The organism is Kribbella solani (assembly GCF_014205295.1).
Lineage (GTDB): Bacteria > Actinomycetota > Actinomycetes > Propionibacteriales > Kribbellaceae > Kribbella > Kribbella solani.
Genome location: NZ_JACHNF010000001.1, coordinates 5,484,968 through 5,504,473, shown reverse-complemented (window position 1 = coordinate 5,504,473; position 19,506 = coordinate 5,484,968). Strand labels below are relative to the sequence as shown.

The following is a 19,506-nucleotide window of genomic DNA, read 5'->3' as shown; positions in this document are numbered from 1 at the left end:
GAGGTGGGCGTTCATACGTGGACGGCCCAAGTCCTGCTGACGGGGGAGCAACAGGGCCTGGGCCTAGGCAAAGAGAGTACTCAGGTTAGGTGCTCGCCACAAGCCCCGATTTCACTCCGCGTGTCGCTGGGCTCACGTAGCCGTCGGTGCGCGCAGCACCGGACAGGACATACAGCGCGGCCCACCACGGCCGGAGCCGAGCTCGGAGCCGGAGATCCGGACCACCTCGATACCGGACTCCTCGAGCCGGGCGTTGGTCTCGACGGTCCGCTCGTACGCGATGCAGACCCGGGGTGCGACCGCCAGCGTGTTGTTCCCGTCGTCCCACTGCTCCCGCTCGGCGGTCACCGGGTCCAGACCGGTATCGATCCGGCGCAGCGTGTCGATGCCGAGCGCCTTCGCCGCCGCCACCAGGAACGGCTCCGGCTCGGCGACATGCAGCTGGTCACCGTCGGTGGTGACCGCGAGCGCCCGCATCTGCTCGGCCATGTTCGGGTACATCAGCACGGCGTCGGTGTCGACCATCGTGCACACGGTGTCGAGATGCATCGTCGCCCGCTGCTGCGCGATCGGTACGGCAAGCACGGTGTGCGCAAGATCCTTCGCGAACACTCGCTGCGCCAGCCGCTCCACGCCGGCCGGCGTGGTTCGTTCGCCGACGCCGACCGCTAGTACACCCGGTCCGAGCGCGAGTACGTCACCGCCCTCGACGTGCTCGAGCTGGTGGTCGTACACCTTGTCGACGCCCGCGAAGCGCGGGTGGTACGTGTAGATCACCTCGGTCAGCTGCGTCTCGCGCATCCGGGCCGGCATCGCCAGTGAGGTGACCGCGACCGAGTCCCGAATCCAGACGCTCGAGTCGCGGGTGAAGAGCAGGTTCGGCAATGGGTCGATCAGGAAGTCCTCGTGGGCCAGCAGGGACGTGACCAGACCACCGGCGCGTACCTCGTCGTTCCGGATGCCGGCCATCAGCGTCTCGGCCAACTGGGCCGGATCGAGCTCGCCGAGCGCGGCCCGGAGGTAGTCGCGCAGGGTGTCGCCGAGCCGCAGGTCCTCGGTCGCGCCCGTGATCGCCTGCGCCCGGGCCGCCGGGTCGTCGAGCGCCTCGGTCAGCAGCTCACCGAGGTACAGCACCTCGACGTCGCGGTCCCGGAGCGCCTGGGCGAACGCGTCGTGCTCGTCCTGCGCCCGGCCGACCCACGGGATGCCGTCGAAGAGCAGTTTGTCGTTGTTCCGCGGGGTGAGCCGGCGGAGCTCGTTGCCGGGGCGGTGCAGCATCACTGTCCGCAGCGGGCCGACCTCGCTGTCGACGCCGTACGCCCGGCCGTCCTGCCGCGTCTCGGTCATCCGTCCGCCCTCCGCTCGGGTTCTGCTCACCACGCTACGACAGCCAGCTCGATCTGTCTGATTGTCCGACAATATCCCTCGGAAGGCCAATCAGGAGCGGACCCGGTCGTACAGCAGGCAGAGCGCGCCGGACTCGGTCGGCGTCGAGGCGGTCAGCTTCCAGGACGTGGCCGGCAGCCCGTCCTCGAACAGCCGCGCGCCGCCCCCGACCAGCTCGGGGTCGAGCGTGATGCTCAGCCGGTCCACCTCGTCGGCGGCCAGCAGCGCCCGGATCACGCTCGAGCTGGCCAGCACGATGATGTCGCCGCCGGGCTGGGCCCGGAGCTGCTTCACCACGTCGGCCGGCTCGCCGTCGGCGATCCGCGAGTTCTGCCACGGCGCCTCGGTCAGCGTCGAGGAGAACACCACCTTCTCGGTCGCGTTCAGCCAGCGGGAGAACGCCCGGTCCTGCGGCGCCGCGGTCTCGTCGTCGGCGACGGCCGGCCAGAAGCCGCCGAAGCCCTGGTAGTTCTTCCGCCCGAGCAGCGCGGTGGTGGCCGGCTCGGTCACCCGGATCATGTGGTCGCGGGCGCCCTCGGTGATCGCGTGCGGAACGATCCAGCTCATGTCGTACTCACCGTCGGCGCCGCTCACCCGGCCGTCGAGCGAGAGCGAGATGTTGGCGGTCACGGTGCGGGTCATGTCGGTACCTCTTTCGGTTCGGTTTGTTCGATACCAGAAATCCTGCCGCCGCCGGCCCGGCGGAACATCTGCCACCTGGCTGATATCCGCTCACCCGACGGCTGATTCGACGATCGTTCGAAAGAATGAAGATTCCCCGCTGGTGACCGCTGACGAGGTCGATCGGCCGCGGAGGAACTAGGCTGCGGTGCTGTGCCCGGTGAAGACGTCTCCCCCGAACCGTTCGAGCGTGCTGTCGCCTGCGTGATCCCGGCGAAGGACGAGGCGGACCGGATCGCGACGACCGTCGACGCGGTGCACAAGATCATCGGCGTGGACCTGGTCGTGGTCGTCGACGACGGCTCCACGGACCGTACGGCCGAGGTGGCCGAGGGAGTCGGTGCCGTCGTCGTCCGGCACGAGCGGAACCGTGGGAAGGCCGCGGCGATGGAGTCCGGCGCCGCCGCCGTCGCCGAGCGGGACGGTGCCCGCCCGCGGCACCTGCTGTTCCTGGACGCCGACCTGACCGACACCGCGGCCGCCGCCGGTCCACTGATCGAGCCGGTGCAGACCGGCCGCGCGGACATGACCATCGGTACGCTGCCGGCCCAGGTCCGCGCGGACGGATCGAAGGCCGGCGGGCACGGGTTCGTGGTCCGGCTGTCCCGGTCCGGGATTCAAGAGGCCATCGGCTGGGCGCCGGAGCAGCCGTTGTCCGGTCAGCGCTGCCTGACCCGGGCCGCGTTCGACTCCGCCGTGCCGCTCGCGTTCGGGTTCGGGGTGGAGACCGCGCTGACGATCGACCTCGGCCGGAAGGGCTTCCGCATCCTCGAGGTGCCGATCGACGTCCGGCACCGGGCCACCGGGACCGACCTGCGCGGCCAGCTGCACCGCGCGAAGCAGTACCGGCACGTCCGCCGCGCGCTCGCCGCCCGCAGCGCGCTGCCCGCGGACGGCGGTGGACCGTCGTTGCGCAGCCTGTTCCCGCGGAAGTCCACGCAATGAACACCGACCTGGAGCTCGGAAAGAAGTACGGTCGCCGGGCAGTCGCTCTCTACCTCGCATGTACGGCGCTGATCGTCGCGGTCGGTCTGCTCGGTCCGTCGGTGGTCGTGCTGACCTTGACCAACCGGCACTCGTGGCTGCCGTCGTACTGGTTCGACACGAAGCCGAACGACTGGCTCGTGTCGGTGCTGATCTACGTCGCCATCCTGCTCGGTGGCTACGGCGTGTACCTGGCCACGAAGGCACTTCGCCACGGCTGGGCACCGCGCGTCAACCGATTGATTGCCCTGGGCATCGGTACGACCGCGGCCATCACGTTGGTCCCGCCAATGGCCTCCGGCGACGTCCTGATCTACGCGGCGTACGGGCGGATCATGGCGCTCGGCGGCGACCCGTACACGGCGTCGCCGGCGGACACGATCCGGCTCGGGTACGACCCGGTGATCGCCGCGACCGAGCGGCCGTGGCAGGGCGCGCGCAGTGTGTACGGTCCGATCGCCACGTGGATTCAGTGGCTGGCGTCGAAGATCGGCGGCGACTCCTCGCAGCTCACCGTGTGGATGCTGCAACTGTCCGTCGGGATCAGCCTGGTCGTCACCGGGCTCGTGCTGATGAAGCTGGTCGGCAAGAACCTGCCGGCCCGCCGGCGCGTGATCATGCTCAGCCTGGCGAACCCGCTGTTGCTCTGGGCGGTGCTCGCGGGCGCGCACAACGACGCGATCGCGGTGATGTTCGCGGTGATCGCGCTGGTGCTGCTCCGGCGGCATGTTTTCCTGGCCGGTCTGATGCTCGGCGTCGCGGGCTGTACCAAACTGTCCATCGGTCTGGTCGGTGTCGCGATGCTGTGGTCGCTGCGCGCCGACCGGCGGAAGGCGATCTTCTTCTGTGGCGGCGGAGCGATCGCGATGGGCGGGCTGTACGCGATCGTCGGCCTGCAGGCGTTCCAGCAGGCGCGGTCGCAGACGTCGTTCATCTCCACCGGCACGCCGCACAAGGTGCTGCTGAGCTTCTTCACGCTCTTCCTGCCCAACGGCCTGGTCCGGACCGTGCTCGCGATCCTCGCCTGGGTCGGGCTGGTCGTGGTCGCGATCCTGCTGTCCCAGGTGTTCCCGAAGTCGCTCATCCCGCAGACCCACCCGGACGACCCGGCCCCGGCCGCGCTCCGGTACACCGCGATCTACGCCATCCCGTGGGTGCTGACCGCGATGTACTCGCTGCCCTGGTACGACGTGATCGCCTGGGCCGCGCTCGCGGGCGTGGCCGCGTCCAAGATCGACACGCTGATGGTGATCCGTACGACCATGCTGGCGATCGCTTACGTACCCGGCCGGGATCCGAACGCACGGCAGGTCGCGGCCAGTCTGTCGGACTCGCTGGAGTTCTTCAGCGCCCGGCTGCGGGACACGCTCACCCCGGCAGTCGAGCTGGCGGTGCTGATCGGGCTGATCATCTGGGCCCGGCGGCAGGGCGCGCAGTGGTGGCCGTACGACTGGCCGCGCCGGAAGCCGAAAGCAGCACCCCAGCAGGCCGCCGAGGTGCACTGACCCCGGCGGCCGAGCCGGTCAGTTCCAGTGGGATTCGGCGGCGGCGATCGCGCGGGCCAGGACGAGCTTGACCGGCTGGCCCAGCTCGGTGGCCGCGGCGACCACGTCGTCGTACTCGGGCTGCACGTTCACCACCTGGCCGTCGTACCGGGCGATCTTGACGCTGATCGTCTGACCGTCGAGTTTGATGGTACTGAACTCGCGATCCGCCGCATGCTTGCTGATCGGGTACTCGCGCAGGCCGATCGCGGTGGTCTCGGTCAGGATCACCCACCGGACGGCGGCCGCGTTCGTACTGGTGACGAGCACCGAAAGGGTATGCGCGGGCCGGCCCTTCTTCATCAGGATCGGCGTCAGCCAGGCATCGGCGGCACCGGCCGCGAGCAGTTTCGACAGCACCGGCGGCCACAACCGCGGGTCGAGATCGTCGACATTCGTCTCGTAGACCAGCTCGGTCGCGGGGCGGTCGGTGGTCTCGCCCACGATCACGCGGAGCAGGTTCGGTACCTCGACCGGGTCCCGGCCGCCCGCGCCGACGCCGGTTCGGGTGACGCGCATCGGCGGCATCATCCCGTACTCGTCCGCCAACGTCGCGAGCAGAGCGGCGCCGGTCGGCGTCGTCATCTCGTACGGCGCGGTGCCGCCGATGACCGGCGCTTCGGCCTCGGCCACCAGGTGCAGTACGGCCGGGCCGGGGATCGGGATGCCGCCGTGCTGGCCGCGCACCTGGGTGCCGCCGCCGAGGGCGATGGTGGACACGACGACCCGCTCCAGTCCGAGACTGACGGCCGCCGCCGCGACGCCGACGATGTCCGCGATCGCATCCAGCGCCCCCACCTCATGAAAGTGCACCGTGTCCGGCTCCACCCCATGCGCCGAGGCCTCGGCCCGAGCCAGCCGCCCGAAGGTATCCAGCGCCCTGACCCGGACCGCATCATCCAACCGAGCCTCCTCCAGCAACCGCCGCACCTCAACCCACGGCCGAGTCGGCCCATGCCCATGCCCATGCCCAGCGCCGTCACCGTGCCCGTGCCCATGACCGTGCCCATGACCGTGCCCGGCGCCTGCATCGTGCTCGTGCCCAGCGCCCTCGCCTGCACCACCGCCCTGCCCGTGCCCGGCGTCCCCGCCTGCAGCACCACCCTGTCCGTGCCCGGTGTCCGGGACGTTTTCCGGGTGTGGGGTGCCGTGCACCTCGACCGTTGCTTTTGTGGCGGCGATCTGGTGGCGGGAGGTCGTGGTGACCGTCACCGACAACGACGGATCGACGGCCGCGACCGCGGCATTCACGTACTCGAGATCGGCCCCCGCCGACAGCAACGCCCCGAGCAGCATGTCCCCGGAAGCCCCAGCCGAACAGTCCAGCCAAGCGATCCGCATCAGGCCTCCTTCGTCGCCCGCGGCACCGACTGCCGCGCGACCCGGGCCGCGAACACCCCGGCCCCGAAACCATTGTCGATGTTCACCACCGACACCCCCGGCGCACACGAGTTCAGCATCCCGAGCAGCGCCGCCAGCCCGCCGAACGACGCCCCATACCCGACCGACGTCGGTACCGCCACCAGCGGTACACCGACCAGTCCACCGACCACGCTCGGCAGCGCGCCTTCCATCCCGGCGACCACGATCAGGCAGTCCGCCGCGTCCAGCCGCTCGCGTACGCCGAGGATCCGGTGCAGCCCCGCGACCCCGACATCCGTGATCAGCTCCACCCCCGCGCCGAACACCCGCGCGGTCGTCGCCGCCTCCGCCGCGACCGGCGCATCCGACGTACCCGCCGCCACCACGGCGACGGTCCCGTGCAGCGCGGGCGGCTTCCCGAGTACGGCCGTACGCCCGACCGGGTCGACGACAGCGTCCGGCAGCGCGGCACGCACCGCGTCCTGCGCCTCGACGCTGAGCCGGGTCGCGAGTACGGCGTGCCCCGGGTGGGTCGCGTGCAGTGTACGCAGCAGCTCCACTACCTGAGACGGTGTCTTACCCGCTCCGTAGACGACCTCCGCGTCGCCGGTCCGCTCCAGCCGGTCGGTGTCGAGCCGCGCGTACCCGAGGTCGTGGACGCCGGGTTGTGGGCCCTGATCAGGCAAATGTGTCACGCCGCGAATCTACGTTGCCGAGGCTCGTCGTACCGCATCCGTCCGGGACATGCACACTGTGCGATCACCTGAACACTCAGGCAGTACACCCCATGCCTTAGGCTCTCGTGCGTGTCTTCGTCGTTGGCCGGTGCTTTCGCAGTCGCTGCTCTGTTCGTGGCGGTGCTCGCCCTGGTGTTCGCGATCCAGGCCCTCCGCGCCCGAACCGCCCCGCCGGCCCGTCCCGCCGCTCCGGCCCCCACCCCGGAACCGGAACCGGAGACCCACCCCGAACCCAAACCCGGCACCGTCAAGTCCGAGCTCCGCAAACTCACCAAGGACCTGACCAGCACCCGCGCCGACCTCAAACTAGCCCTCCAGCACCTCGCCGTCGTCCGCTACGACGCCTTCGGCGACACCGGCGGAAAACTCTCCTGGTCGATGGCCCTCCTCGACGACAACGGCAACGGCGTCGTCCTCACCTCGATCAACAGCCGAGCCGACGCCCGCACGTACGCCAAGGAAATCAAGACCTACACCAGCGACTCCAAACTCTCCCCCGAAGAACAACAAGCCCTCCAATCCCTCCAGCCAACCACCGACTGAACCACAGACGCGTACACCCCCGCGTGCTCCGCGCGCTACCCACCCACCCCCGGCTCAGCGCCGGCACTTCCCACCCGGCTCCCGCCGGTTCCTGCGGCTATCGCCGCGCACGACGGCCAAGCGGTCGCACTGGTCAGCCCTCGGCCACCGTGAACTGCAAGCAAACCGGACGAACCGGCAGCAACCATCGAACCGATCCCAGCACCCACCGGACCGACCCTCTGACAGTCGGCGCGAGGCGGGCCAGCCGGAGGTGGTGTTCGCGTCACCCCGGGCAACACACGCCCTCCGGATTCACCGCCGCTTCGGCACCCGTGCCGTCAACGCCCCCGGTTCGATTTCCGTGGCGAGGTAACGCCCCGGGCCGATGGGGTCGCCGTCGAGTTGGCGTTGGACGTCCACGGCGGCGTGGATTTCGACCTTGTGGCCGGTGAAGCGTTCCAGGTACATGTCGCTGCGGTTGGTGCGGGTCATCAGGCGCCAGAGGACGATGGGCCACTGGGTGACGCGGCGGGGGGCGATCACGACCACGTCGAGGAGGCCGTCGTCGGGGCGGGCGTCGGGGAGGAGGGGGATGTTGGCCTGCAGCATGCCGACGTTGCCGACGACGACTGTTCGGACGCGGCGTTCGATCGGTTCGGCGTCGTCCAGGGTGATGGTGACGCGTACGGACGGGTGGTTGACGTTCTTCGCGGCCGACACCAGGTACGCGGTCCAGCCGATCTGCTTCTTCAGATGTGGTGGGGCGTCCGAGATGATCGCGGCGTCGAGGCCTAGGCCGGCCATCACGGCGAAGCGGTCGGTGTCGAGCTCGTCACCGTGGACCCGGACCAGGTCGATGCGCCGGTCGCGGCCCTCCAGGATTCGCTCCAGCGCGTCGTCCAGGTCGAGCGGGATGTGCAGGTTCCGGGCCAGCAGGTTGCCGGTGCCGGCGGGGATCACGCCGACCGGGATGCCGGTGTGCGCGAGCGTCGCGCAGACGACCCGGACGGTGCCGTCGCCGCCCGCGACCAGGACCAGGTCCGACTCGTGCTCGATCGCCTGTTTCGCCATCGCCTGGCCGGCGTCGTCGACCCGGGTCTCCAGCCAGAGCGGTTCCTCGTACCCGCGGACGGCGAGCGCCCGGGTCACCTTCCGCCGGAACGCGACCCCGTCGCCGACCTTGATCGGGTTCACGATCACCGCGGCGCGTGGCGGCGCGGTCGTCCCTTCCCCGTCGGAGGGCGTACGCCGACGGCGGCGCCGCAGGCCGGGGCGCAGCCCGAAGCTGATCGAGGTCGCGGTCAGGATCGCCAGCCCGAGCGCCCAGCCACCGAGTACGTCGGACACGTAATGCACGTTCAGCGCGATCCGGTCGGCGGAGGCGATCCACACCACCGCGATCACCGGCAGCAGTACGAGCAGCCGGAACCGCCGGCGCCAGCCCCGGACGGACGGCAGGACGACGCCGAGCGCGCCGGCCAGGACGAAGGCGGCGGTCGCGTGCCCGGAGACGTACGAGTAGCCAGTGGTCTCGACCAGCATCTGCACCGGGCGGTCGCGCTCGAAGATCGCCTTGACGGCCTGGACCAGGGCCAGCTCGGCCACCGCCGAGGTGAGCAGCCAGATCGTCAGCAGCCGGGCGCGGCGGTGCCAGAGGTACGCGGCGACGACGAGGATCACGGCCCGTGTCGTCCACGGCTGGGCGACCACGCCAACGATCTGCCAGAAGTCGACGGAGGCCTCGTGGGTGGCCCCGTAGGCGCCGGACTTGGCCGCGACCGACTGGTCCCAGCGAGCCAGCGGTGGCCAGTGCCCGAAGACCAGCAGCGTGACCACGGTGAACGGCAACGCACCCAGTACGACCGTGAGCACACGGCCGACCTGACTGGGTGGATGGTGGTTCATCGCCCGCTCAAAGCCCCCTCGACGATCGCCTGTGCACACCACATCATCCCGAATACACTTCGCCCCCGCAGACACGCCCCGATACCCTCGGGGTGTGATTGACGCGAAACTGCTCCGTGAGAACCCCGATGCCGTCCGCGCGGCCCTGACCAAGCGCGGCGAGAGTACGGACCTGGTCGACCGGATTCTGGTCGCCGACAGTGAGCGTCGATCGTCCATTTCCGCCTTCGAGGCGCTCCGGGCCGAGCAGAAGTCGCTCGGCAAGCAGGTCGCGCAGGCGAAGGGTGACGAGCGGGCGGCGTTGCTGGAGCGGACCAAGACCGTCGCCGTCGACGTGAAGGCGAACGAGGCGGCGGCGAAGGAGGCCGAGCAGCGCTTCGACGAGCTCGCCAAGTCGCTGCCGAACCTGGTCTCGGACGAGGCGCCGGTGGGTGGCGAGGACGACTTCGTGGTGGTCGAGGAGGTCGGCAAGCCGCGCGACTTCGCGGCCGAGGGTTTCGAGCCGCGCGACCACCTGGAGCTGGGCGAGCTGCTCGGCGCGATCGACATGGAGCGCGGCGCGAAGATCTCCGGCGCCCGGTTCTACTTCCTCAAGGGCGCCGGGATGCTGCTCCAGCTCGGCATGCTCCAGCTGGCGATCCAGCAGGCGGTCGAGGCCGGTTTCACCCCGATGATCACGCCGACCCTGGTCAAGCCCGAGGTGATGGGCGGCACCGGGTACCTGTCGGCGCACGACGACGTGTACCGGCTGGAGGACCCGGAGCTGTACCTGACCGGTACCTCCGAGGTCGCGCTGGCCGGGTACCACATGGACGAGATCCTGGACCTGAGCGCCGGCCCGATCCGGTACGCGGGCTGGTCGTCGTGCTACCGGAAGGAAGCCGGCTCGCACGGGAAGGACACCCGCGGGATCATCCGCGTCCACCAGTTCGACAAGGTCGAGATGTTCTCCTTCTGCAGGCTCGAGGACGCGGCCGCCGAGCACCTGCGGCTGCTGGCCTGGGAGAAGGAGATGCTCGACAAGATGGAGCTGAGCTACCGGGTGATCGACACCGCCACCGGTGATCTCGGCGTCTCGGCGTACCGGAAGTTCGACTGCGAGGCCTGGGTGCCGACGCAGGGCGCGTACCGGGAGCTGACCTCGACGTCGAACTGCACGGACTTCCAGGCCCGCCGGCTGAACATCCGGCACCGGGACGCCGACGGCAAGACGCAGCCGGTCGCGACGCTGAACGGCACGCTGGCCACCACCCGCTGGATCGTCGCCATCCTGGAGACGCACCAGCAGGCCGACGGTTCGGTCCGGGTACCGACCGCGCTGCAGCCGTACGTCGGCGGCCGCGAGGTTCTCGAACCGGTCGCCAAATGATCGAAACTCCGACGGCAGTCGCCCTGGATATCGACGGAACGCTGATCGACCACGACGAGGGGATGTCGCCCGCGGTCGTGGACGCGATCCGGCGGACCGCCGCGCGGGTGCCGGTGATCCTGGCCACCGGCCGGGCCTGGTCGACCACCAAACCGGTGGCCGAGCGGCTCGGCCTGTCGGCCGGTGGATTCGTTGTCTGTAGCAACGGTGCGCGCACGCTCGGGTACCCGGACGGTGCGGTCGTCGACGAGCGGACCTTCGACCCGTCGACGGTGATCGAGTCGGTCCGCCGGTACGCCCCGAACGCGCGGATGGCGGTCGAGGAGTCCGACGGTACGTACCTGGTGACCGCGCCGTTCCCGGAGGGCGATCTCGGCCGGGACGCGAAGATCCGGGTGGTCGGTGACGACGAGCTCGCACCGCAACCGGTGACCCGGTTGATCATCCGCGACCCGGAGCAGTCCGAGGACGACTTCGTCCGGCTGGCGGAACGGCTCGGCCTGCATGGTGTCAGCTACTTCGTCGGCTGGACCGCCTGGCTGGACATCGCGCCGGAGGGTGTGGACAAGTCGACCGGCCTGAAGGTCGCGCTCGCGCAGTACGGCCTGGACCCGTCCGGGCTGGTGGCGATCGGCGACGGTCGCAACGACATCGAGATGCTCACGTACGCCGGTCACGGGGTCGCGATGGGATCGTCCCCGGACGAGGTGAAGGTGGCCGCGGACGAGGTCACCAAGTCCGTCCAGGACGACGGCGCCGCCGCCATCCTGAACCGCTGGTTCTGAGCGCAACCCTTTCGGCCGCTGCCGAAAGGGTTGACGCCGGCACTTGCCGTAGGCAACCGAAAGGCCCGGAAACCCCGCGTTCACAGGGTTTCCGGGCCTTCGCTGTCAGTGACCGATGGTCTGCTGACCGATAGTCCGCTGGCGGGCCGAGTATCGGATCAGGCGACCCGGCTGCTGCCGGTCCGGCGGGGCTGGTCGACGACGGTGTCGAAAGCATCCAGCACGGCGCTGACGTCGGGCCGCTTGCGCGGCGCCTTGGCGGCCGGGCTCTGCCCGCGCCGGGCCCGGCGCAGGTGCCGCTTGACCGTGGACAGCGAGCAGCCCAGCCGCATTGCCAGCGACTCCAGGCTGTCGTTCGGGTACTGGGTCCGCAGCCGCAGGACTTCCTCGTGGCTCACCGGCCGGCGCGTCCCCCGCGCGCCGGCGAGCTGGTCGAAGTCGTCCGCCTGCACCTCGACGTCGAGCAGGTTGCGGATCGAACGTCGTTGCGCGGCAGTGGTTCCGGCCACGAACCCGCTGACGTCGTGCTGCGCGACGGCGCTGTACAGGCAGTCGGTGAACAGCGGGCACGAAGCGCACAACGCCTTCGCGTCGCGGACCAGCTGTTCGTACCGCTCGCGGGTACGCCGGGTGGCGGACGCGGGCGGCGGCTCCTCCATCAGGCGGTGCTGATAGATGTCCGAGCGAGCGATGCAGCCGGTCATTGCCCCCTCCCGGATGGAAGATGTGTCGACAGCCGCTCGGGAGCTACTGCCCCCCGGCTCCGCTAGATTGGCGCTGTTGACGGTCATCAAGGCTCCCCAAGTATCAAGACCCGATTGAACGAACGGTGAACGACGTTCGTTCGAACGAGTCCGGTAACTGATGGACCCGCGTACTGGTTGCCGGCCCACCATGTCGTCCCGGGCGTCGGGACGCACCGATCCATAAACTCTTGACGCCGCTGCTTCGGTTTTGGTTGCAGCCAATTCCGCAACAGTTGTTCGGCGTTTGTGTGTGCTTCCGGAGGTGGGGCGGCATCAGTCGCGCTGATCCAGAACACGCCTACGACGCGGCCGAACAGCCCCCGGTTCCCCACCAGACCTCCGCATGAAATCATGCGTCCCCGCGGCGGTGCAGGGGAACTTGCTGCCTTTGCAGCATCCTGCCGTAACGGTCTGATGACGTTGTCAAAAGCTCAATCAGATAAGTCAAAACCGCCTGAAACCGATGTCCAACAGCTTGCGCCCGGGGTGCTCGGAGGAGTAATGCGGCACCGGCCCGAACGACGATACGGTTGGCCTCGTGACGGCTTCGCAGTACCCCCGCCTGATAGCCACCGATCTTGACGGAACGCTGGTCCGCAGTGACGGAACGGTGTCCGACCGGACCCGGGCCGCGGTGCTCGCGGCCCAGCGGGCCGGAAGTGTTTTCGTAATGGTCACCGCGCGGCCACCTCGCTGGCTGCACGACCTGGCCGAGCTGGTCGGCGACCACGGCGTCGCGATTGTTGCCAACGGCGCCATTCTGTACAACGTGGTGGACCGGACCCCGATCCGTACCCGGCTGATCGATCCGGCGGTCGGGCTCGAGGTGGCGGACGCGATCCGCGCCGAGCTGCCGGACGTACAGTTCGCGATCGAGCGACCGGACCGCTACGGACAGGAACCAGTCTACCTGAACCGCTGGCCGAAACCCGACGACACCCTGATCGCCGCGGTCGACGTACTGCTCGCGGAGCCGGCCGCGAAGTTGCTGGTCCGGCATCCGAGCCTGCACTCGGACGAGCTGCTCGCGCGGGTGACACCGTTGGTCGGCCAACGAGTTACGGCCAGCCACAGTGGAGGTCACGGTTTGGTGGAGATTTCCGCGACCGGGGTCTCGAAGGCAGCGATGCTCGCCGATTTCGCCGCCCTGCAAGGGATCTCGGCTGCTGAGACGATTGCCTTCGGCGACTCGATCAACGATCTGCCGATGCTCGCCTGGGCCGGTCGCTCGTACGGGATGGCGAACGCGCACCCCGAAGTGCTCGCGCTGGTTGACGAAACCGCCCCCACAAACGACGAGGACGGCGTCGCCGCCGTCCTCGAGGAGCTGTTCCAGCCGGTGAACTAGAGGTACATCCCGCCGCTGCCCGGGCCGTCGGTGTTGCCGGCCTGGGGCGCGCCGGGGAAGCCGGGCTGGGCCTCCGGCGGCAGCTGCTGGCCGCCGGGCAGCGCGCGGCGCATCTGCTCCAGCTGCTGCCGCGCGGCCATCTGCTGCGCGAACAGTGCCGTCTGGATGCCGTGGAACAGGCCTTCCAGCCAACCGACCAGCTGGGCCTGCGCGATCCGCAGCTCGGCCTCGGTCGGCGTGCTGTCGTCGGTGAAGTCGAGGCTGAGCCGCTCCAGCTCCTCGACCAGCTCCGGCGCCAGGCCGCTCTCCAGCTCCTTGATCGACGCCTCGTGGATCGACCGCAGCTGTGCCCGGGACGCCTCGTCGAGCGGCGCGGACTTCACCTCTTCGAGCAACTGGCGAATCATGTTCGCGACCCGCATCACCTTGGCCGGCTGCTCGACCAGCTCGGTCACCGAACGGGGTTCGTCGTCGCGATCGTCGTCGTCGGAGCGCGGCGGCCCTTCGACGGCCATGCCGTCCGGCCCGACGATCAGCACCTTGCCGTCCTCGGTCTGCGCCCCCGCCATCGGGACTTCCTGCCCGTCGCCGCTGCTCTCACTCATCCCCCCATCCTAGTGCCCCGCGTCGGAGATTCTTTGGCGCTTGCGGCGCCCAGGCACGCACCTCGCGGCGGCGGAGGAACAGCCACGATGGAAAGGCATCGAGGCTGCCCCTCCGCCACCACGATGCACGCACCTGGACACCGCAATCACTCAAACAATCACCGACGCGGGGCACTAGTTCGCCCCCTCAGGGCGTACGGGCGCGGTGGCGGCGGACGGCGTCTCGGTTGGCGCAGGCGGGGCTGCAGTAGCGCTGACGGCCGGTACGGGAGAGGTCCGCGTACACGGCGCTGCAGCCGTCGGCGGCGCAGCGGCCGAGGCGTGTGATGCCGCGACCGGCCAAGTGCAGTGCGGTACCAGTACTGATCAGCGTCGCGACCAGCCGCCCGACGGGTACGTTCTCGGGCCGGTAGTGCATGTGCCAGCCGTCGCCGGCGTGATTGGTGAGTCGCGGATGCTCGGTGTACTTGGCCAGCATCGCGTTCATCAGGTCGACGCGGGTCTGCTCGTCCGGCGCGTCAACCACCTGCAGCCACTCGTCCAGAGCGGTGCGTACGGCGGTGAGGTCCGCCGCGGTCACCTTGTGCTCGCGGACCAGCCGGCTTTCGACGCCGCTCTCCTCGCACCGCTGGGCCAGCTCCTCGGGCGTGTTCGCCGGCCGCGTGACCAGGTTCACCGCGAGCAGTACCGCGTCGGCGCCGTAAGGGTTGAGATGCATAATGCCATTACATCACGATGGACACATGACAGACGTTCACCGCCATCGCTGGACCGTAGTGTCCAGTCATCAGGTCAGCGAAGGGCTGGTCGTGTACCAGCGGTGTGCTTGTGGCAACTGGCGTGTCACAAGCACACCGCCGTACCCGGTGGCCTATCCCGAGGTCGCGCTAGTCGATGCGGCTGACCATCGGTAGCCGGGAGCGCGTGAGCAGCCAGGCGAGCAGTCCGGCGAACAGCGGTACGACGATGACGATGCCGGCGATCTCCGCCCACGGGATGACGAAGTGTGGTGAACCGAACGCGGCATGCGCCGTGTAGCCGTACAGCGCACCGACGCCGACCCCCAGCACACAGCCCAGTTGTCCGAGTACCCACGCCTGGGCCGCGGCCAGCGAGCGCCGGCGCCGCGGTGGCGCGCCGATCGCGGCCAGGGTGGCGAGATCGGCCCGGCCTTCGGCCGCCGAGAGCGACACCGAGATCGCCACGCCGAGCAGCGTGACCACGGTGGCCGCGCCGAGAATGCCGATCAGGAACAGCCGCGCGGGACTCTGGTAGCCCTTCTCCACCTGCAGCAGGTCGTCTCGGCCGAGCAGCCGCGAGACCGCGGCCAGCTCTTCGGCGGACGGTTCGCGGGTCAGCTCGTAGTGCACGTCGATGACCTCGATCGTTCCCAGCGCACGCGCCGCCTGCGGGGCGATCAGTGCGTACTCGCGCAGCAACTGCACCGGTGGCGTGGCACCGAACGACGCCGCCCGGACGCTGCCGACCTGGCCCGCGTTCCCCATGTCATCGTGGCGCAGGGCAACTTTCTGGCCGGGCTTGAGCGCGACCTCCGGAACGACCACCAGGCCGGCCCGGAGCGCGGCCGCGGCCTTCTCGCCGTACTCGCCGAACCGGGCCACCATCGCCGGATCGACCGCCTGCAAGGGGAAACCGGTCAGCCCGTCCTTCGTCGCCGGGCCGTCGGCCATCAGGCTCGGGACGTAGCCGTACTTGTTGGCCTTCACGTTGTGGGGCCGAACATACCCGATCTCGTACGTGTTCCGGACCGGTAGCAGCCGCGCGACATCCGTGACAATCTGCGGCGAGTACCCGCGCTGGCCCTCCACGCCGTCGATGAAGCGCAGCGACGCGTCGCCGTCGTGGGCGGTCGCGACATAGTCGGCGGCGCTGGCCGCGATCGAGTTCGAGGCGGCGAACGCGACCGCCGCGGTGCCGGCGACGGCCATCATGATCGCGGCGGTCGCCGGACCGGTCCGGTGCCGGTGCCGGGCGGCGTCACGCATCGCCATCCGGCCGCTGAGCGGCAGCCCGCGGGCCAGCCCGGCCACCTTGACAACCAGGCCCGGCAGCATCCAGACCAGCGCCACGATCGTCGCGGTGATGCCCAGCAGGACCAGCGCGATCGGCCCGGTCGGCGTGACCGTTGCCGGGGAGTGAGCCGTGACCTGCTCCTTCGCTGTTTGCAGCGCGGACGCGATCATGGCGCTCCCGGCGAAGACGCAGACCAGCCCGCCGGCCAGCAGAATCACCGAAGCGATCCGGACCCGGACTGCCTTCGCGGTCACCTCGAATCGCCCGGCCAGCGCGGTCATCGGTGCCTGCCGCCCGGCATTGATCGCCGGGATCGCCGCCGCCGCGAGGCCCGCGCCGAGGCCGAGGGCCGCGATCACGAGGATCATCACCCAGGGGACCTGCCAGCCGGCGAAGATCGTGTTGGTCATCCGCTCCCAGAGCGGTCTTCCGGCGAACACGGCGATGCCCGCGAGCACGAGCCCGCCGAGTACGCCCACCAGACCGGCGAACAGGCCTTGCATGGCGACGATCCGGCGTACGTCCCGGGGTGTGCCGCCGGCTGCCAGCACCAGGCCGAGCTCCCTGGTCTGCCGCCGCGCGCCGACCGCGAACGCGGTCCCGGCGAGCAGCACGATCTCCAGGACGCCGAAGCCGAGCACCAGCGCCATCGCCGCGTACGAGCCGGCGTCGCCGCCGCCGCCGTTGAACGGGTCCGCCGGCGGATCGACGATGATCGCCCGCGGCAGGAGAATGAGGCCTTGGTCGCGCAAGGCGTCACCGAGCCGATCGGGGTTCACCGACGTTGGCAGATCGACCAGGTACTGCACGGTGCGGCCGGCGTCCGGCTCGTACAGGGTGGTGTCCGGCGTAGCGAAGATCGCCCGCATGTTCTGCGCGGCCGGTACCCGGGCCAGTCCGACGACCGCGTACTTCTTGCCGGTCGCGCTCTCGACGGTGCCGGAAGCACCCCGGAGGCCGAGCTTGTTCGCCAGGGACGGCGAGATCGCGACCTCTTCGGACGTGGCCGGGAAGCGACCTTGATCGAGTCGCAGGGTGCCGTTCGTCAGCGGGTTCGAGCCGTCGCCGGTCATCAGGGTGACGGAGGTCTTCACGCCCGCGTTCTGGATCTCGGTCATGCCGGCGTCCGTGAACGCGCGCGCCACCGTCGATCCGGCCGGGAGCAGCGTCAGCGGGTCGAAGGTCGCGGGCGTCCGCACGGCCTTGTCGTAGCCCTCCGCGGCCGGTGGCTCGTTGTAGAGGCTAGGCGGCCCGGTTTGTGGCGCGAGCTTGCCGTACTGGGTCACGTCGAGTCGTGCGTCCGCCGCCCCGATCGTCCGGGTCGCGAAGGCCTCGCCCTGTGGATCAGCGGTCTTCATGACCACGCCGATCCAGGTCGCCGCCATCACCGGCAGCCCGATCAGCGCGGCCACCAGCAAGGTACGCCCGAGCGATCTCCGCATCGTGCGGCGGGCGATCCGCAGCGGTGGACCCCAGTTGCCCATCAGAGAGTTTCCTGCAGCAGCGCGTCGGCCCCGGGCAGCGGGCCGGACTGGCCGACCATCACGCCGTCCCGCAGGTACACCACGCGGTCCGCCCAGGCGGCGTGCCGGGCGTCGTGCGTGACCAGGACACCGGCGATCCCGTGCTGGTCGCAGCGATCGCGGAGCAGCTGGAGCACGGCCTCGCCGGTTTCGGAGTCGAGTGCACCGGTCGGTTCATCGGCGAGCAGCAGCCGGCGTTCACCGACGATCGCCCGCGCGATCGCCACTCGTTGCCGCTGGCCACCGGACATGTCGTCGGGGAACCGGTCCGCGAGGTCGTCGATCCCGACCTCCAGCAGGGCGGCGACGGCGAACTTGCGCGCGGTCCGGGCCCGCGTACCGTCGAGCTCCAGCGGTAGCGCGACGTTCTCCGCCGCGGTCAGCGCGGGGATCAGGTTGAAGTCCTGGAACACGTACCCGATCCGGCGCCGGCGCAGCGCGGCCACGGCGTTCCGGTCGAGGGTGGCCAGATCGTTGCCGTCGACAAGTACTTCCCCGCCGGACGGCCGGTCGAGGCCGCCGGCGCAGGTCAGCAGCGTCGACTTGCCGGACCCGGACGGGCCCATCACGGCGACGAGTTCGCCGGAGGCCACGCTCAGATCCACGCCCCGCAAGGCGTGTACGGCCTGCTCGCCCTGACCGTGTGTCCTGGTCAGGGAGCGGATGTCCAGGATCGCGCTCATGATCGCGCCTCTTCTGATCGCGCCGCTTCCTGATCCGGCACGTCGTACGTCCGTGGTACGGCCGGCCGTGGTTTGCCGCGGTGCCGTAACAGCATCGCCTCGCAGTGATCCAGCCAGCGGATCTCGGCCTCGGCGCCGAAGATCATCGACTCGATCACCAGCTGCCAGGAGATCTCGCCGTCGGTGCTGTTCCGCTTCAAGCGGGTCAGCTCCTGCAGTGACTGCATCGTCGACATCCGCTGCCGCTGGACGACCGCGCTCACGTCGACACCGGGCACCGCGAGGGCAAGAGCGAGTTTGATCGCCAGCTCGTCACGCGGGCGGGACTCACGGGTGACCGGCGTCTCGAACCAGTTCGCCAGCTCGGTACGGCCGGCGTCGGTGATCTCGTACATCGATCGGCCGTCGCCCTCAGGGGTTGCCGTCCGGGTGGCCGACGGTTGCACCAGCCCGTCGCGTTCCAGGCGGGTCAGCGTCGTGTACACCTGCCCGATGTTCAGCGGCCAGGTCGCACCGGTGGCCGCCTCGAACTCACCGCGCAGTTGATAGCCGTACTTCGGTTCGTCCTGGAGCAGCGCCAGCAATCCATGCTTGATCGACATAGATACCGAGTATGCATACTCGGTATTCTCCAGTCAATCCTCCGTCAGTCTTCGCGGACCAGCCGGCGGACCAAACGGGCGGTGATCGCGTCGATGTCGTACGGCCGGCCGGTGCCGGGCGTGAGCTGGTCCAGGACCAGGCCGTCGATGGCGAAGTGCAGTAGCCGGATCTCTTCGGCGCCGCCGGGCAAGCCGGCGTTGGCGTTGTAGGCGACGTCCAGATCGAAGCCCTGGCGGAGTGTGCGGGAGAGGATCTCGTGCAATCCGGGCCGCCGGACCGCCTCCAGGCGCAGCTCGAGCAGCGCGAGGCTGAGCTCGGGGCGGCCGAGCAGCCGCTCGACGATGTAGCGGACGTAATCGATCATCAGGTCGATCCCCGGCGCGCGTTTGGTGAGCGGCTCGATCACCGCCTCGTCCGGCGCGAGCCGCTCGAAGATCCGCTCACCCAGGGCACCGAGGAGCGCGTCGCGGGTCTTGAAGTAGTTGGACGCCGTACCCGCCGGGAGTCCGGCCGCCGCGTCGACGGCGCGATGGGTCAGGCCGCGGGCGCCCGCCTCCGCGAGGACGGCGAGACCGGCGTCGGCGAGCTGGGTACGGCGTTCCGGGTTTCGGGGCATGTTGACAGGCTAGCAGGTTGTGCACTACAACTGTCGTACACAACAACAACAGATGTAGTAGTCAGGAGAA

At 69.7% G+C, this 19,506-nt stretch carries 18 protein-coding genes; 6 read left to right on the top strand and 12 right to left on the bottom strand.

The features are described from left to right. Nucleotides 1-132: 132 nt before the first annotated feature. Both HDA44_RS25295 and HDA44_RS25290 read right to left on the bottom strand, forming a co-directional pair. Nucleotides 133-1,347, bottom strand: coding sequence for an arginine deiminase (locus tag HDA44_RS25295; protein WP_184838499.1), 1,215 nt, complete (start codon nt 1,345-1,347; stop codon nt 133-135). 90 nt (nt 1,348-1,437) lie between these two features. Continuing rightward, nucleotides 1,438-2,028: a dihydrofolate reductase family protein gene (locus HDA44_RS25290; RefSeq protein WP_184838497.1), complete on the bottom strand. Its 591-nt coding sequence runs from the start codon at nt 2,026-2,028 to the stop codon at nt 1,438-1,440. A gap of 192 nt (nt 2,029-2,220) precedes the next feature. Here HDA44_RS25290 and HDA44_RS25285 point away from each other — a divergent pair, with 192 nt between their 5' ends. Next, nucleotides 2,221-3,012, top strand: a complete 792-nt coding sequence (locus HDA44_RS25285; protein ID WP_184838495.1) for a glycosyltransferase — start codon at nt 2,221-2,223, stop codon at nt 3,010-3,012. Next, nucleotides 3,009-4,556, top strand: a complete 1,548-nt coding sequence (locus HDA44_RS25280; protein WP_184838493.1) for an MptA/MptB family glycosyltransferase — start codon at nt 3,009-3,011, stop codon at nt 4,554-4,556. Before HDA44_RS25285 ends, HDA44_RS25280 begins: the two co-directional genes overlap by 4 nt. A gap of 18 nt (nt 4,557-4,574) precedes the next feature. Here HDA44_RS25280 and larC read toward each other — a convergent pair whose 3' ends face one another. Continuing rightward, entirely contained in the window at nt 4,575-5,936 is a 1,362-nt protein-coding gene (larC, locus tag HDA44_RS25275) for a nickel pincer cofactor biosynthesis protein LarC (protein WP_184838491.1), read from the bottom strand. Continuing rightward, on the bottom strand, nt 5,936-6,652 hold the full coding sequence (gene larB / locus HDA44_RS25270) for a nickel pincer cofactor biosynthesis protein LarB (protein WP_184838489.1): 717 nt from the start codon (nt 6,650-6,652) through the stop codon (nt 5,936-5,938). Before larB ends, larC begins: the two co-directional genes overlap by 1 nt. Before the next feature lie 111 nt (nt 6,653-6,763). Here larB and HDA44_RS25265 point away from each other — a divergent pair, with 111 nt between their 5' ends. Then, on the top strand, nt 6,764-7,237 hold the full coding sequence (locus tag HDA44_RS25265; protein WP_184838487.1) for a DUF4446 family protein: 474 nt from the start codon (nt 6,764-6,766) through the stop codon (nt 7,235-7,237). 294 nt (nt 7,238-7,531) lie between these two features. Here HDA44_RS25265 and HDA44_RS25260 read toward each other — a convergent pair whose 3' ends face one another. Further along, entirely contained in the window at nt 7,532-9,124 is a 1,593-nt protein-coding gene (locus HDA44_RS25260; protein WP_184838485.1) for a bifunctional phosphatase PAP2/diacylglycerol kinase family protein, read from the bottom strand. A gap of 94 nt (nt 9,125-9,218) precedes the next feature. Here HDA44_RS25260 and serS point away from each other — a divergent pair, with 94 nt between their 5' ends. Beyond that, nucleotides 9,219-10,493 carry a serine--tRNA ligase gene (gene serS, locus HDA44_RS25255; RefSeq protein ID WP_184838483.1) on the top strand — a complete coding sequence of 425 codons (1,275 nt, stop codon included), beginning with the start codon at nt 9,219-9,221 and terminating at the stop codon, nt 10,491-10,493. Continuing rightward, nucleotides 10,490-11,278, top strand: a complete 789-nt coding sequence (locus HDA44_RS25250; protein ID WP_184838481.1) for an HAD family hydrolase — start codon at nt 10,490-10,492, stop codon at nt 11,276-11,278. Before serS ends, HDA44_RS25250 begins: the two co-directional genes overlap by 4 nt. 158 nt (nt 11,279-11,436) lie before the next feature. Here HDA44_RS25250 and HDA44_RS25245 read toward each other — a convergent pair whose 3' ends face one another. After that, on the bottom strand, nt 11,437-11,982 hold the full coding sequence (locus HDA44_RS25245; RefSeq protein WP_238352546.1) for a WhiB family transcriptional regulator: 546 nt from the start codon (nt 11,980-11,982) through the stop codon (nt 11,437-11,439). Between the two features lie 580 nt (nt 11,983-12,562). Between HDA44_RS25245 and HDA44_RS25240 the strand changes: the two genes are divergently transcribed. Next, nucleotides 12,563-13,372 (top strand): HAD hydrolase family protein, encoded by an 810-nt coding sequence (locus HDA44_RS25240; protein ID WP_184838477.1) that lies wholly within the window; start codon nt 12,563-12,565, stop codon nt 13,370-13,372. Here HDA44_RS25240 and HDA44_RS25235 read toward each other — a convergent pair. The 6 genes from HDA44_RS25235 to HDA44_RS25210 all read right to left on the bottom strand — a co-directional run bounded on the left by HDA44_RS25235 (nt 13,369) and on the right by HDA44_RS25210 (nt 19,436). Beyond that, the gene (locus tag HDA44_RS25235) at nt 13,369-13,977 is read right to left on the bottom strand and encodes a bacterial proteasome activator family protein (RefSeq protein WP_184838475.1); all 609 of its coding nucleotides are present in this window, start codon (nt 13,975-13,977) and stop codon (nt 13,369-13,371) included. The genes HDA44_RS25240 and HDA44_RS25235 overlap by 4 nt on opposite strands. Before the next feature lie 187 nt (nt 13,978-14,164). Continuing rightward, the gene (locus HDA44_RS25230; RefSeq protein ID WP_184838473.1) at nt 14,165-14,695 is read right to left on the bottom strand and encodes a CGNR zinc finger domain-containing protein; all 531 of its coding nucleotides are present in this window, start codon (nt 14,693-14,695) and stop codon (nt 14,165-14,167) included. Nucleotides 14,696-14,864: 169 nt separating this feature from the next. Continuing rightward, on the bottom strand, nt 14,865-17,495 hold the full coding sequence (locus HDA44_RS25225) for an FtsX-like permease family protein (RefSeq protein WP_184838472.1): 2,631 nt from the start codon (nt 17,493-17,495) through the stop codon (nt 14,865-14,867). Continuing rightward, nucleotides 17,495-18,217: an ABC transporter ATP-binding protein gene (locus tag HDA44_RS25220; protein WP_184838470.1), complete on the bottom strand. Its 723-nt coding sequence runs from the start codon at nt 18,215-18,217 to the stop codon at nt 17,495-17,497. The genes HDA44_RS25225 and HDA44_RS25220 overlap by 1 nt, the downstream gene beginning before the upstream one ends. Next, entirely contained in the window at nt 18,214-18,819 is a 606-nt protein-coding gene (locus HDA44_RS25215) for a helix-turn-helix transcriptional regulator (RefSeq protein ID WP_184838468.1), read from the bottom strand. The genes HDA44_RS25220 and HDA44_RS25215 overlap by 4 nt, the downstream gene beginning before the upstream one ends. A gap of 44 nt (nt 18,820-18,863) precedes the next feature. Further along, nucleotides 18,864-19,436, bottom strand: a complete 573-nt coding sequence (locus tag HDA44_RS25210; protein WP_184838466.1) for a TetR/AcrR family transcriptional regulator — start codon at nt 19,434-19,436, stop codon at nt 18,864-18,866. Between the last annotated feature and the right edge of the window lie 70 nt (nt 19,437-19,506).